Source organism: Pseudomonas sp. TMB3-21 (genome assembly GCF_054898145.1).
The window spans coordinates 1-14,053 of record NZ_CM142718.1 but is presented as its reverse complement, the minus strand read 5'-3'; the positions used below and the strand labels follow the sequence as shown (position 1 = coordinate 14,053).

The following is a 14,053-nucleotide window of genomic DNA, read 5'->3' as shown; positions in this document are numbered from 1 at the left end:
ATTACTTCACTTTGAACGTAACGTTGCCGGTGATCGGGTGAGTATCTGATGACACTGCGCGCCATTCGACTTTATAGCTGCCGGCGGGCAAAGGAGAGAGGGGTGTGATAACCATGGTTTTCGGGTCGCTGCCGCCGGAAACTTTGGCCTTCATGGGCATCGGGGCGTGGGCCATACCGGGCATTTCGGTCATCACCAGTTTCGCGCCAGAGAACTGGGTCATGAGGTTTTCGGAAAAGTGCAGTTCGATCTTGCCGGGGGCCGGGCCGTCCGCGCCTTCCTGCGGGGTAGAAGAGAGCAATTTCGGGTGCGCCTGAGCAAATGTGCTCAGCAGCAGCCCGGTGGAAAGTGCGACGGCAACAACGGTGGTTTTGATGGGGCGCATACAAGACCTCTCACCGCTTCGAGCGGTATTTATTGTGATCGTTAAGTTGACGCGTTCTAAAACCACAGCCGAACGCCAAGGACGAGTCGTGCTTCATTACGATCCTCGCCGTCGTCGTTGGCATAATCAGCTGTCTTGCCGTAGGTGCGGTTCCAGGTCACGCCGATGTAAGGCGCAAATTCTCGACGGATTTCATAACGCAGTCGCAGGCCCGCTTCTGTGTTGGACAGACCGGATCCGATGCCTCGTTGCGGGTCGTTTTTGCTGTAAAAATTAAGTTCGGCCGTTGGCTGCAAAATGAGTCGGTTGGTCAGCAGGATGTCGTAGTCGCCTTCCAGTCGCGCGGCGGTTTGACCACCTTCACCGATGAACGCTGTGGCCTCGGTCTCAAAGTTGTACACCGCCATGCCTTGCACGCCGAACGCCGCCCAGGTTTGGGAAGCGCCAGGTTTGAAATCTTGCCGAACGCCTGTTACCACGTCCCACCACGGTGAGATGGCGTGGCCCCACAGTGCCTGGACTTCGGCCTCTTCGGTCTTGCCATTGGTGCGTTCGCCTTCGGATCGCAGCCACAGGCGGTCGATGTCTCCCCCGACCCAGCCGGAGATATCCCAGGCCAGGGTGCTGCCGGCATCGGCATCCTGCCATTCAAGCTTGTCTGCGAGAAAGTAAGTGTTGAGCGCGGAGTCGTGCACGTTATGTCCACCCGGGCTGACGAACACAGCGGCGCGATCGGCATCGGTCAACGCCGGGATCGGCGTGCGGCTTTCGGTCGGCGCGGCAGGCTGCATTTGGCCATCGTCCATACTTTGCATCTGGCTGTGGTCCATGCCCTGCATCTGGGTATGGTCCATGTTCTGCATGTTGTCCGTGGCGGCCATCGCCGGGGAAAGTGTCAGGCTCGCGGTCACGAGCGCCAAAGAAATCGGAGTGATCCTGATCATGGGTAGCGCCTCATTCTTCCACGCGAACTTCACGGAACATGCCCATTTCCATGTGGTACAGGAGGTGGCAGTGATAGGCCCAGCGGCCGAGCGCGTCGGCCGTCACCCGATAACTGCGCCGTGAGCCTGGCGGCATGTCGATGGTGTGTTTGCGCACCATGAACTGGCCGTTCTCGTCTTCCAGATCGCTCCACATGCCGTGCAAATGGATGGGGTGAGTCATCATCGTGTCGTTGACCAGCACGATGCGAACTCGCTCGCCGTACTTGAGGCGCAGCGGTTCGGCATCGGAGAATTTCACGCCGTTGAATGACCATGCGAACTTTTCCATATGGCCAGTGAGGTGCAGTTCTATGGTGCGGCCGGGATCGCGGCCGTCCGGGTCTTCGAAGGTACTGCGCAGGTCGGAATAGGTCAGGACCCGACGACCGTTGTCACGCAGGCCGAGGCCAGGGTCATCAAGCTTGGGTGAAGTGGTCATGGCTTGCATGTCCACCAGCGGGTTGTTGCTTTCGGTCGCGGGGTGGGACTGCATTTCGCCCATTCCAGCCATGCCGCTGTGATCCATGCCTGCCATCTGGCTGTGATCCATGCCCGTCATGTCGCCGCCCGTACTACCGTGATCCATACCGCCCATACCCATGTCATCCATGGTCACCAGAGGCCTCGGGTCCAGTGGTGGTATCGGCGCGGACACACCCCTCTTCACTGCCAGCGTGCCCCAGGCATAGCCAGTGCGATCCATCGACTGGGCGAACAAGGTATAAGCATCCTGGGTCGGCTCGACGATCACATCGAAAGTCTCCGCCACCGCGATGCGAAATTCGTCGACGCTCACCGGTTTGACGTGCAGACCGTCCGCGGCGACCACCGTCATTTTCAGACCGGGAATGCGTATGTCGAAGTAAGTCATGGCGGAGCCATTGATGAAACGCAGGCGCAGTTTCTCGCCGGGCCGGAATATCCCCGTCCACTTCATGTCAGGCGACTGGCCGTTCATCAAGTAGGTGTAAGTCGCGCCGCTGACGTCGGCCAGGTCCGTGGGATTCATCTTCATTTCGGCCCACATCTTTCGATCTGCGACCGTGGAATCCCAACCTTTCTCACTGACGTCGTGGATGAAGTCGCCCACGGTGCGCTTGTTGTAGTTGTAGTAATCCGACTGTTTTTTCAACGTCTGCATTAGGCCGACTGCGTCTTCGTCGGTCCAGTCGGTCAGCATCACCACGTAATCGCGGTCGTACTGGAACGGCTCCGGCTCCCTGGCGTCGATTACCAACGGGCCGTAAACGCCAGACTGTTCCTGAAGCCCCGAATGACTGTGATACCAGTAAGTGCCGTTCTGCCGAACCTTGAACTGATAGACATACATTCCACCCGGTTCAATGCCATGAAAGCTCAACCCTGGCACACCGTCCATGTTGGCCGGCAGCAGAATGCCGTGCCAGTGAATGGAGGTGTCGGCGTTGAGTTTGTTCCTCACTCGCAACGTGACCGTGTCGCCTTCACGCCAGCGCAGCAGGGGCCCGGGTAGGCCGCCATTAATGGTCATCGCGGTGCGCGGGTTGCCGGTGATGTTGACCGGGGTTTCGCCGATGAACAGGTCGAAATCAGTACCGGCCAGGACATGCGCCTCGCCGGGGCTGGTGATTGCCCAGACAGGTGTGCGCCATAGCCCCAGGCCACCGAGGATCCCGGCGGCGGCGAGTCCCTTTACGAAGGTTCGTCTTGATGTTTCAGGTTGCATGGCGCTTTGTTCCAGTCAGTCGGATGACAGAGCAAGCAGGAGATACTGCCAAGTTCGATGAAGAGGGTAATGGGTACAACCTTTCAGAAGGCTGAGCGAAAGATTACGGTTTTGTCAGGTTCGCCCGCAGCTCTGGCCGTGATTCACTCTGATTCTGCCTTACGCGTTTCTGTTTCTGAGTGAGCATGCGCATCGATCATAGGGCAGGGGCTTCTGGCGCACCGCTATCCTGAGCAACTGTCACCATTACGGAATGGAACAAGGAATTATTCTGAATTTGGTCATAGTCGAGTTACTTGGTTTTACAGGATTGGCAGTAGCTCTGTGCAACAACTTGGAATACAACGCCATGTTGATAAGAAATCATCCAGCGCATGACGCATAGGTGAGTAGCAAAACGATATTCTGATCGAGCATTAGCTTGAGTGAGAATGTGAACCTGTTGTTAAGCGAATTAAGGATTCAGCCGCAATACGGAGCAGCTCGGACGCTGAGACTAAAAGGTGTGCGCGGGCTACAGTTTGTTAGGACGTTTCGTACATTTTCTTGCGCGGTTTCGCATTGCGATTTTTTGGGTGTGGTGATTATCTAGTTGGCGGGCGCCGTTAAATGGCGGGCTCATTATTTAACCCAAGGAGGGTATCATGGCTAATGGAGTGACGTTGCCACCACTTAACATCAATGCAGTCGCCCCTTTTGTCTTTTTAGTCGTTAATTTCAAGTGAGGACGATGCATTGGCAGCCCAAAACAATTTTATGGTAAACGACTCCGTTTTCTCGATTTTGATATTTAACGTGGTGACTTTGATTCCTTGGGTGGCAGTTTTTATCCATAGTCTGAATTATTCGGCTGGTGAAGATGGTCCTGCATCGATGTTTCTGCTGGTTGTTGCGGCGGTAGGTACGTTATTCGTCTTACCGTTCTACAGTTTGGCGATTTATCTGAGCAAATGTTTTAATTTGAAGCCTTTCTTGAAGTGCTTCGTTGTTTTTTCCTTAACTGTGGTTGCGGTGTTTTGCATTTGCTCATCATTTGTTTGGGTGAAAGTGGGGGCTGGTGGCGCAGTGGGTTTTCTATTCGCTGCGCTAGGATACGCCGTGTGCGTTATAAGGTTGCTCAAACAAATTGCTGGGGTGATCAAGATTGACGCAGGAAAATGATTAATTTTTGAGTCACTCACCTAGGCTTCTATTTGGCCAGGCACAGAAAGCCCCGTAGATGAAAATCTACTGGGCTTCTTCGTTTTCGCCCGACTTGTTCAGAGCATTTTTTCAAGCCGCCGCATGGCGGAATTCGACGAATAGGGCGTCAGCCGAACCATTGCAACTGCGTAGGAAAGATAAGCCTGTTCCCTGGAAAAGTTACTCCCGCCTGTCATGCTTTTCTCCAGGCCTCGTGCCTACTGGTTACTCCGCAGAAGCTGCTATGCAGGGCGAAATATCCCCTGACATTGAATGTCCTTGCCTCCTCAAAACTTCATCTACTCTGGGTTCGCAGGTCCCGATCTGCAGTCATTACCTATCGCAAGGAGCGAACCATGTATTTTGAGATTTATCGGCAAACCCGAGGCACCCCCAGGACAGGACAAGGCCAGTGGCGCTGGCGTCTGAGGGCTGGCAATCATGAGACGATTGCCAGCGGCGAGTCCTACACCAACAAGGCGGACTGCGTGCACGCCATCAGCTTGATCAAGGGAACTCAGGAACAGACACCTATCAAGGAAATCTAGATTGAACACCGTAAAGCTGCTCGGATTGAGCAGCTTTTTCATGACCCTCTCATCGGGTTGAAGATCTACTGTTTAGGTCGCATAGACGCCACTTGCGCCGCTTACCTAAACTGTCGGTAGTTCTGGGATGGGGTTAACGGATGAATCGCAACGAGCTTCGCAAGGCCGATATCAATCTGATGGTGGTGTTTGAAACACTCATGCATGAACGCAACGTCACGCGGGTGGCGGAGAAACTGTTTCTCGGTCAGCCAGCCATCAGCTCGGCGCTTAACCGCTTGCGTACCCTGTTCAATGACCCGCTGTTCATTCGTGTCGGCCACCGGATGGAGCCGACGGCGAGGGCAGAGGAGTTGATTCAGTATCTGTCGCCAGCGCTGGACTCGTTGTCGATTGCCTTGAGCCTGACCCACGATTTCGACCCCGCCAGCAGCACCATGACGTTTCGCATCGGGCTGTCGGACGATGTCGAATTCGGACTGCTGCCGCCCTTGCTGAGAGCGCTGCGTCAGGAGGCGCCCAAAGTGGTGTTTGTTGTGCAGCATGTCGATTATTGGCGGATTCCGGATTTGCTCGCCTCAGGTGACATTACCGTAGGAATCAGCCAGACGCGCGGGTTGCCGGCCAACGCCAAGCGAAAATTGTTGCGGCATATCCAGCCCAGTGTGTTGCGTGCCGATGCCTCTGACACGCCGTTGACGCTCGATGAATATTGCTCACGCCCGCACGTGCTGGTCTCTCACACCGCCAATGTCAGCGGCTACGCCGATGAATGGCTGGCGGAAATCGGGCGGACACGCCAGGTGGTGCTGTCGGTGCCGCAATACAGCGCGTTGCCTGCCTTGCTCGCCGGTACTGATCTGATTGCCAGCCTGCCGGATTACACCGCCGCTGCCATGGCCGCATCCGGTCTGCTGTTCAAGGAGCCGTTCCCGTTCAAAACGCCGACACTGGATTTGTCCATGGTCTGGCTCAGTCACGTCGACACCGATCCCGCTGAACGTTGGCTGCGCTCGCGCCTTGAAAGTTTCATGAGTGAGCGTGCCGTCTTGCCGTTGCCCGAGTGATCGGGGCAATGCTGTGTTATATGTACGCCCCTTCCACCCAATTTCAGGAGCCGACTCATGCCTCATCTGCACATGGAATACACCGCCAATCTGTCTGATCTGAATGCCGATGTGGCATTGATCAGGCTGAATAATGCGCTGGTGGCTTCTGGACAATTTGCTGCCGAATTCGACATCAAGAGCCGTGCGGTGAAGCTTGAAACCTTCAAGGTCGGCACTGCGATGAGCGAGCGCGCGTTTGTGCACGTGAAGCTCGCTTTGCTTAGCGGACGCTCGCCGCAGATCAAAAAGCAGTTGTCCGAGAGCCTGCTGGCGGTGGTGCAGGATCTTTGTCAGTGGCCTGCAGGCGTCGAGGTCCAGCTGGCGGTGGAACTGCTGGACATTGATCGCGAGTCTTACAGCAAAGTGGCTATCGGGCACTGAGCTGCAAGCCTTGCCCCAGTTGTCGCGTCAGGACGAGCGACTACGTCCCGGCGTGACATTGATTGATGCATTCGATCATTTTCAAAACGTGGGGATACATGGCGGAGGCCTTGGGAGTCGGTCGCATGCCCGCGCGAGTATTGATGAACAGTTCATCTTCGAAACTGTTCCGAAGCTTCTTCAGGCAGTAACTGACGGTTGACTGACTGACACATAGCGTGTCTGCCACACTGGTCACGCTGCGTTGCTCATGCACGGCGAGGAAGACCAGGAAGTCTTGCATGTCGAGTTTTCTAAGCAAGTTACTGTTCAGCATCCATTCTGTCCCGCTAGGTCATCGCGCTTCATGCGCAAGTGGTGTAGCTGATCGTAAACGAAACGATGGTGCCAAGTGAATGCTTTACTCCACGTTTCGACATTTGTTTAGTCATTGCTCAACCAAGGTTCTTCAAATCCCGCTTTAACGACCCATCTCTCCGTGTGACGCTGCAGCTCATCTGCCTGCTGCGGTTTTCCCTATGGACGCTTGTCCAGTCGCTTTACCCTCCGAGCTCGCCTTCTGGGCGTTGTGGCACTGTCGCCACGCGCGCCCACCCGATTCCTGTCTTCTCCACTGAGTGGTCCTACAGGTCCCGCGCCGAGCGCCGGACAACTCGGCATCGCGTTGTGCAGATGCCTGACGTATCAAGCAGAGAATTCCCATGAGTTGCGCCACGACCTCCTTCGCCACAAAGCAAGAAGCCCTGACTTTTCTTGAGCAGCATCCCGATATCGAAATGTTCGAGCTGTTTATCATCGACAACAACGGCGTGCCTCGGGGCAAGCTGTTGCATCGAGATGAATTGCTGGCGGTGTATGAAAGCGGGCGGCCGTTGCCGAGCACCATTCTCGGTTTGACGATCAATGGCGACGACGTGGAAAACTCAGGTCTGGTCTGGGATGTCGGCGATATCGATTGCCGGGCGTACCCGATCAGCGGCAGTTTGACGCGCATGCCCTGGCGCCTGATTCCCACTGCAGCCGTTCAGGTGAGCATGCACCCCAAGGAGGGCATGCCGGCAACCATCGCCGACCCGCGCCATTTGTTGGCGAGCGTCATCGAAGGGCTTCAGGCCGATGGTTACTACCCGGTCATGGCGGCGGAGCTGGAGTTCTACCTGCTCGATCAACAACGTGACAGCAACGGCCGGCCGCAACCGGCGCGGGACGTTGATGGCGGCCGGCCTCGCGGGACACAGGTGTATGGCTTGCGTGAACTGGAGCAGATCGAACCGTTCCTCGCCGATCTCTACAGTGCCTGCAAATTGCAGGGCATTCCGGCGCGCACGGCGATTTCCGAATACGCGCCGGGGCAGGTTGAAATCACCCTGGAACATCGCAGCGATGCGTTGCAAGCGATGGACGAAGCGGTGCGCTACAAGCGCTTGGTCAAAGGTGTGGCGCATAAACACGGGATGACCGCATGTTTTATGGCCAAACCTTTTGATGATCTGGCGGGCACCGGCATGCACATGCACGTCAGCCTCGCGGACAAGGACGGCAACAATCTGTTTGCCAGCGAAGCGCTGGATGGCACACCGCTGCTCAGGCAGGCGGTGGGCGGCATGCTCAGCACCTTGCTCGATTCGTTGCTATTGTTCTGCCCTAACGCCAACTCGTACCGGCGCTTTCAGACCAACAGTTATGCGCCCTTGGCGGCCACGTGGGGTGTGGACAACCGCACCGTGAGTTTGCGCGTGCCCGGCGGTCCGGCGTTCTCCCGGCATATCGAACACCGCATCTGCGGGGCCGACGCCAACCCTTATCTGGCGGCGGCAGCCATTCTGGCCGGCATTCATCGTGGCATCCGCGAACAGCTCGACCCGGGTGCGCCCGTTGAAGGTAACGGGTACGCCCAAGCTACGGAATTGTTGCCGACCGACTGGCTGACCACCTTGCGCGCACTGGAAGGGTCGAGCTGGGCGAGGGAAGCGTTTGGCAGTGAATTCCTCGGCGTGTATCTGGCCGTGAAGAGAGCAGAGTATCGACAGTTCATGGGCGAAGTCGGTGAGCAGGATTGGCGCTGGTATCTGCATCAGGCCTGAAACGTTCCAGGCACGCTCGCTGGCTGCGGCAAAGAATGAATGAGTGGGCGCGCGGAAGTCGTCGGTAGCGATATATACTGCGCGCCATTCTTCAAGGGAGAGCCGTGTGGCCATCGATATTCACTGGATTCGCGACAACGATAGCCTCGGTCAGTTTTGCGCCGAGTGGCAACAGCTGCCATTCGTTGCCCTCGACACCGAATTCATGCGGGTCGACACCTTTTACCCGATCGCAGGCCTGCTGCAGATTGGCGATGGCGTACGCGCTTACCTGATCGACCCGTTGACCATCGATAACTGGCAACCGTTGTCGGCTCTCCTGGAAAATCCGGCTGTCGTCAAAGTCGTGCATGCGTGCAGCGAAGACCTTGAAGTGCTGTTGCGCCTGACGGGCAGCCTGCCGGCGCCGCTGTTCGATACGCAGCTGGCCGCCGCTTACCTGAACCTCGGTTTCTCCATGGGTTATTCGCGGCTGGTGCAGGAAGTGCTCGGCATCGACCTGCCCAAAGGCGAGACCCGCTCTGACTGGCTGCAACGTCCGCTGTCGGAAACGCAGATCAGCTACGCCGCCGAAGATGCTTTGCACCTTGCGGAAGTTTTCATACAGCTGCGTCCGAAATTGTCTGACGACAAATACGCATGGGTCCTGGAAGACGGCGCCGAGCTGGTCGCCAACCTGCGTCGTGAGGTCGATCCCTACGAGGTCTACCGCGACGTCAAACTCGCGTGGAAGCTATCCCGCGCGCAACTTGCCGTGCTGCGTGAACTTTGCGCCTGGCGCGAGCGTGAAGCCCGCGCCCGTGATCTGCCGCGCAACCGCATCGTGCGCGAGCACTCGCTGTGGCCCCTCGCGCGAACTCAGCCAGACAACCTCGGCGCACTGGCAAAAATCGAAGACATGCACCCGCGCACCGTGCGTCAGGACGGTGAATTTCTGCTGGATCTGATCAAACGCTCCGGTAATGTACCGCCTGAGCAATGGCCGGCCGCTGTGCCGGAGCCGTTGCCGGTGGAAGCCGCTGCGGTAGTCAAACAACTGCGCGCAATCGGTCAGGCCGAAGCCGAGCGCCTGAATATCGCGCCTGAACTGATGCTGCGCAAGAAAACCCTGGAAGCCTTGCTAAAGAGCGGCTTCCCCGACGGTCCTTACCAACTGCCTGATTCGCTGCGTGGCTGGCGCCGCGAATTGATGGGCCAAGCGCTGCTCGACAGCCTGGCCACCCCCGGAGAACAGCCTTGAAACGTATTTGCTCCATCTATCGAAGCCTGAAGAAAAACGAGATGTACCTCTATGTGCTCAAAAGCGATGCACTGGAGCGCGTTCCGGAAAGTCTGATGGCCGCGTTCGGCAAACCGCATCACGCCTTCGATCTGGTGCTGACGCCTGAGCGCAAGCTGTCGCGGGAGGACATCACCGTGGTCCTGGAAAACCTCGAGAAGCAGGGCTACCACCTGCAAATGCCGCCGGCCGAGGACGAGTACATTGAGCACTTGCCGGAAGAATTGCTGCGGCGCAACGATCCGATGTGATCGGCAGACAGGTTCTGTTCAGAATCTGCCTGAAACACTGGAATGATTTTGGCGATGGCCGCTGCGCTGGAGCGCTGCTCCGCCGGCGGCCGTTTGCACTGCTTTTGAAAGGTTTGAACCATGCGCGTTCTGATTGCTGAACACGATCACCCTGTGTACGCCCAATTGCTGCGCCAGGCAGCACCCGATCTGGAAGTCCTCACCAGCGGTGATTCTGCCGAGCTGGCTCGTCAGGCAGCGGATTGTCCGATCTGGCTGGGTCAGCCGGACTTGCTGGCCACCCTGCTGCGTCAGGGGCACCAGCCACAATGGCTGCAGTCGACCTGGGCCGGCATTACGCCGCTGTTGGCCGATGGCTTGCCACGGCATTATCGCCTGACACGGGCGGTAGGAATTTTTGGTCAGGTAATGGCCGAATACGTGCTGACCTACATGCTTGGCCATGAGCGCGAGGTGCTGCCGCGTCTGGTCAGCCAGGTTGAGCGCAAGTGGGACAGTCGCCAGGGCCAGAGCCTGACCGGGCGCAAAGTTTTGATCGTTGGCACCGGGGACATCGGCCAGACCGTCGCGCGCTTTTTGCTGCCGTTCGGCGTCGAGTTGTACGGTATTGCCAGCGAAGCGCGAGAGCTGGCGCCATTTGTCGAAGTGGGAACGCTGGCCGATCTGCCGCGTCTGGTTGGTGAGGTGGATTATGTGATCAATCTGCTGCCGAACACACCGACGACTCACGACCTGTACGACGCGGCACTGTTCAAGCAATTCAAGCCGACCGGGTTGTTCATCAACGTCGGGCGCGGCGTCGCGGTGGTCGATGCGGATCTGGTCGAAGCCTTGAAAGAAGGGCATCTGGCGGGCGCGGTCATTGACGTTTGCCGGCAGGAGCCGTTGCCGCAACGCCATCCGTTCTGGACGGCTTGGGGATTGCTGCTGACCGGCCATAGCTCGGCACCGACCTCGCCCTCTTTGATGGTGAAGTTGTTTGTCGAGAATCTGCGGGCCTATCAGGCGGGCGAAGCATTGCGCGGCGAAGTGGATTTCAATCGCGGGTATTGAAGGCTCTTTTTCATCGCCGAGTTTACCGGCAGTCGCCAATCTTTTGCCGACACGGGCCCAGGCACTAGACTGGCGGCCTTTTCACCACCTTGATGTTGATGCTCGAGCCATGGCCGCCAAAGTCGAACCGTTCTGGATACGCAAAACCCTCGATCAACTTGATCAGCAGGAATGGGAATCGCTGTGCGACGGCTGTGGCCTGTGCTGCCTGCAAAAACTCGAGGATGAAGACGACAACAGCGTCTATTACACGCGCATCGCCTGCAAACTCCTCGATCTGAAAACCTGCCAGTGCAGCGATTACCCGAACCGTCGGGATTTCGTGCCGGACTGCATTCAGCTCACCCCGGGCAAGGCCGATGAATTCAAGTGGCTGCCGCCGACCTGCGGCTACCGGCTGGTTAGCGAAGGCAAGGACCTGCCGCTGTGGCATCACTTGGTCTGCGGCGATCGCGACGCCGTGCACCACGAACGAATTTCACAATCAGGACGCATGCTCGCCGAAGGCAGCGTGGCCGAAGACGATTGGGAAGACCACCTGATATTCCGCGCGGGCTGAAATTTACAACGGAGTGTATATGGCTGTGGGATTACGGCTGGGGTTGGCCGCTGCGCTGTTGGCCGTGGGCTCGTCGGTGTGGGCGGCGAAAAAGGTCGATCTGGATTACCACGTACGTTTGTTGCCGAAAAGCGATCAGGCGGAAGTGCGCCTGACCCTGGCGCAAGGCTCGGCGGTCAGAAGCCTGGATTTTGATCTGGGCGATGGCAGTCGTTACAGCGATTTCAAGGCTGACGGCCAATGGCAACTCTCGCCGGGCAAGTCAACGCGCGGTGTCTGGCAGCCAGCCGTCGACAAGGCCAGCCTGACGTACCGCGTGCATATCAGCCATGGCCGTAAAAACGGCAGCTTCGACACACGCATGACTTCGAACTGGGCGTTGATGCGCGGCGATGATCTGGTCCCGCCGGCCCGGCTTGATCAACAGGACGGCATTGAGCTGGTGTCGCGCCTGGAGTTCGAATTACCCGGCGGTTGGAAAAGTGTCGAAACCGCCTGGCCGCGAATTGGCAAGAATCGCTTCCGCATCGACAATGTCTCGCGCCTGTTTGATCGCCCCACGGGCTGGATGCTGGCCGGTCATTTGGGCACCCGACGCACGCGTCTGGCGGAAACCGAGATCACGGTTGCATCGCCGCGCGGGCAGGGCATGCGGCGCATGGACGTGCTGACCCTGCTGACCTTTGTCTGGCCGCAAGTGCAGGCGGTGTTCCCGCGCCATCCTGGAAAACTGTTGATCGTTGGCACCAATGATCCGATGTGGCGCGGCAGCCTGGCCGGGCGGGAATCGGTCTCTCTGAACAGTCGTTTGCCATTGGTCAGCGAAAGTGGCAGCAGCGCATTGTTGCGTGAATTGGTGCAGGTAGTGGGCCGGGTTAACGATGAACATCGCAGCGACTGGATCAGCGAGGGGCTGGCCGAATACTACGCCATCGAATTGCTGCGCCGTGCCGGGGGGATGAGTGATGAGCGCTATGAAAGCCTGAAGGCGAGGATGGCCAAAGACAGCCGCACGGTCAGCTCGTTGCGCGGGGAGCAGGTTGATGCGGGGCAGGTGGCCAAAGCAGTGTTGCTGCTGCAGGAACTGGATCGGGAGATCCGCCTGAAGACACGCAACAAGCGCTCACTGGATGATGTGATGCGCGGGGCGATGCGACTCGAGAATGTGGACACGGAGGCATTCGTTGGGCTCGCCGAAAGTGTTCTAGGAAGCTCATCGGCGGTTCTGCACAGCAATCTGATCCAGTGACAGATCAAAAGATCGCAGCCTGCGGCAGCTCCTACACTGGGGCGTTAAATCCCTGTAGGAACTGCCGCAGGCTGCGATCTTTTTTGTCTTAAATGCCGGTTTTGGGCGAAGTCAGCGAATCATTGCCGGTGACTGTCGCAGTGCTGGTCGCCGCTTCCGCGTTTGCCTTCAATCGGGTCAGATCATCACCAGCTCGTTCGATTTTCGCGCGCACGGTGTTCATCTCATGACGGCTCTTTTCCAGCAGGCTCTTGGCCGAGCAATGGCCGGTAATGCCGCGTGCCAGTGCCACGCCGCCGATTGCGAGCTGAATCAGGCCGAAAATGCCGCCGCGGCGCAGGCCTTTGCCCATCATCACCACGCCACCCGCCAGAGACCCAGCGCGTTCCCAGCCGTGGACGTTGCGCTCGGAATGAGTCTGAAACGGAGTGGATTCGATAGGTTCTACGCGTTTGAAGTCGGTCATGATCTGTCTCCTGGCGAAAAGGGCTGCTACAAGAATAGATAATTAGCTGACTGCTGCGGCGGGCGGCTTGTTCCATCGAATATTCGTTGCTCAGCGAAATTTTGCCCCGGAGCGGGTATTCAGGCCTTTGGCCATGCGATCGTAAAGCACGACGTTGACCGTGGCAGCCAGGTTCATGCAACCGGTGGTCGGGATGTAGACGACATCTTCGCACCAGTCACGAATCTCTTTATCCAGCGAGCCGTCTTCCGGGCCGAAAATGTACAGCGCGCGGTCCGGGTGCGTGTACTCGGGAAGCGAGCGAGCGCCTTCGACCAGTTCCACTGCAACGGGAACGCAGCCCAGCGGCAAGATTTTTTTCAGGTCATCGATGCCGATCAGCGGGATGTCGTAATGGACCCGCTTGGTGTCGGTGACAAAGTCGGCAGCACGCTCGTAGCGCTTGCCGGTATAGAACACGGACGCCACGCCATAGCAGCCGGCGGCGCGCATTACCGAGCCAACGTTTTCCGGTGATTTAGGGTTATACAAACCAATGCAGCTATACCGTTTGTCTGCCACGAGCGGGGTGCCTTCGGGGGAAAAGCGGCGATTATACGGGGATTGGGGGAGGGGTGTTCGGTTGAGATCGGCGGCGCCTGAACCATAGCTATCGCCATCAGGCTAGCTCCCACTCTGGAGCCAGGGCGGTCCCACATACGATGTGCACCGAAAGGCCTGTGGGAGCGAGCCTGCTCGCGATTGCGCAGTGTCAGCTTGAACAAAGGTGACTGGCACACCGCAATCGCGAGCAGGCGCGCTCCCCCGTTGGATTAC

General features: G+C 57.8%; 15 protein-coding genes and 1 pseudogene. 10 read left to right on the top strand and 6 right to left on the bottom strand.

Annotated features, from left to right (window positions below):
* Position 1: 1 nt before the first annotated feature.
* The 3 genes from copC to ACYZTS_RS00070 are packed head-to-tail and all read right to left on the bottom strand — an operon-like array spanning position 2 to position 3,076.
* The gene (gene copC, locus ACYZTS_RS00080; RefSeq protein ID WP_461993092.1) at positions 2-385 is read right to left on the bottom strand and encodes a copper homeostasis periplasmic binding protein CopC; all 384 of its coding nucleotides are present in this window, start codon (positions 383-385) and stop codon (positions 2-4) included.
* Positions 386-441: 56 nt separating this feature from the next.
* Positions 442-1,329: a copper resistance protein B gene (locus tag ACYZTS_RS00075; RefSeq protein ID WP_461993090.1), complete on the bottom strand. Its 888-nt coding sequence runs from the start codon at positions 1,327-1,329 to the stop codon at positions 442-444.
* 10 nt (positions 1,330-1,339) lie between these two features.
* On the bottom strand, positions 1,340-3,076 hold the full coding sequence (locus ACYZTS_RS00070) for a copper resistance system multicopper oxidase (RefSeq protein ID WP_461993088.1): 1,737 nt from the start codon (positions 3,074-3,076) through the stop codon (positions 1,340-1,342).
* A gap of 735 nt (positions 3,077-3,811) precedes the next feature.
* On the opposite strand from ACYZTS_RS00070, the gene ACYZTS_RS00065 reads away from it, so the two are divergent.
* The 4 genes from ACYZTS_RS00065 to ACYZTS_RS00050 all read left to right on the top strand — a co-directional run bounded on the left by ACYZTS_RS00065 (position 3,812) and on the right by ACYZTS_RS00050 (position 6,296).
* Positions 3,812-4,237 (top strand): hypothetical protein, encoded by a 426-nt coding sequence (locus tag ACYZTS_RS00065; RefSeq protein ID WP_461993086.1) that lies wholly within the window; start codon positions 3,812-3,814, stop codon positions 4,235-4,237.
* A 377-nt stretch (positions 4,238-4,614) separates the two neighbouring features.
* Positions 4,615-4,806, top strand: a complete 192-nt coding sequence (locus ACYZTS_RS00060; RefSeq protein WP_461993084.1) for a YegP family protein — start codon at positions 4,615-4,617, stop codon at positions 4,804-4,806.
* A 140-nt stretch (positions 4,807-4,946) separates the two neighbouring features.
* Entirely contained in the window at positions 4,947-5,873 is a 927-nt protein-coding gene (locus tag ACYZTS_RS00055) for a LysR substrate-binding domain-containing protein (RefSeq protein WP_461993082.1), read from the top strand.
* Between the two features lie 57 nt (positions 5,874-5,930).
* Complete coding sequence (locus tag ACYZTS_RS00050) at positions 5,931-6,296, top strand: 5-carboxymethyl-2-hydroxymuconate Delta-isomerase (protein WP_028621862.1); 366 nt, start codon at positions 5,931-5,933, stop codon at positions 6,294-6,296.
* A gap of 46 nt (positions 6,297-6,342) precedes the next feature.
* Here the strand turns inward: ACYZTS_RS00050 and ACYZTS_RS00045 are convergent.
* A pseudogene (locus ACYZTS_RS00045) lies at positions 6,343-6,612 on the bottom strand (LysR family transcriptional regulator); the annotation flags it as partial.
* A gap of 385 nt (positions 6,613-6,997) precedes the next feature.
* Between ACYZTS_RS00045 and ACYZTS_RS00040 the strand changes: the two are divergent.
* The 6 genes from ACYZTS_RS00040 to ACYZTS_RS00015 all read left to right on the top strand — a co-directional run bounded on the left by ACYZTS_RS00040 (position 6,998) and on the right by ACYZTS_RS00015 (position 12,771).
* The gene (locus ACYZTS_RS00040; protein ID WP_461993080.1) at positions 6,998-8,380 is read left to right on the top strand and encodes a glutamine synthetase family protein; all 1,383 of its coding nucleotides are present in this window, start codon (positions 6,998-7,000) and stop codon (positions 8,378-8,380) included.
* 106 nt (positions 8,381-8,486) lie between these two features.
* The gene (rnd, locus tag ACYZTS_RS00035) at positions 8,487-9,620 is read left to right on the top strand and encodes a ribonuclease D (protein WP_461993078.1); all 1,134 of its coding nucleotides are present in this window, start codon (positions 8,487-8,489) and stop codon (positions 9,618-9,620) included.
* Positions 9,617-9,910 carry a YcgL domain-containing protein gene (locus tag ACYZTS_RS00030; protein WP_007898694.1) on the top strand — a complete coding sequence of 98 codons (294 nt, stop codon included), beginning with the start codon at positions 9,617-9,619 and terminating at the stop codon, positions 9,908-9,910. Before rnd ends, ACYZTS_RS00030 begins: the two co-directional genes overlap by 4 nt.
* A 120-nt stretch (positions 9,911-10,030) precedes the next feature.
* Entirely contained in the window at positions 10,031-10,963 is a 933-nt protein-coding gene (locus tag ACYZTS_RS00025) for a D-2-hydroxyacid dehydrogenase (protein ID WP_461993076.1), read from the top strand.
* Between the two features lie 109 nt (positions 10,964-11,072).
* Entirely contained in the window at positions 11,073-11,522 is a 450-nt protein-coding gene (locus ACYZTS_RS00020; protein ID WP_028621857.1) for a YcgN family cysteine cluster protein, read from the top strand.
* A 19-nt stretch (positions 11,523-11,541) separates the two neighbouring features.
* The gene (locus ACYZTS_RS00015; RefSeq protein WP_461993074.1) at positions 11,542-12,771 is read left to right on the top strand and encodes a hypothetical protein; all 1,230 of its coding nucleotides are present in this window, start codon (positions 11,542-11,544) and stop codon (positions 12,769-12,771) included.
* Positions 12,772-12,859: 88 nt separating this feature from the next.
* Here ACYZTS_RS00015 and ACYZTS_RS00010 read toward each other — a convergent pair whose 3' ends face one another.
* Together ACYZTS_RS00010 and ACYZTS_RS00005 are read right to left on the bottom strand one after the other, a co-directional pair.
* On the bottom strand, positions 12,860-13,237 hold the full coding sequence (locus tag ACYZTS_RS00010; protein WP_028621855.1) for a YgaP family membrane protein: 378 nt from the start codon (positions 13,235-13,237) through the stop codon (positions 12,860-12,862).
* 90 nt (positions 13,238-13,327) lie between these two features.
* On the bottom strand, positions 13,328-13,798 hold the full coding sequence (locus ACYZTS_RS00005; protein WP_010462134.1) for an RNA methyltransferase: 471 nt from the start codon (positions 13,796-13,798) through the stop codon (positions 13,328-13,330).
* Positions 13,799-14,053 lie beyond the last annotated feature (255 nt).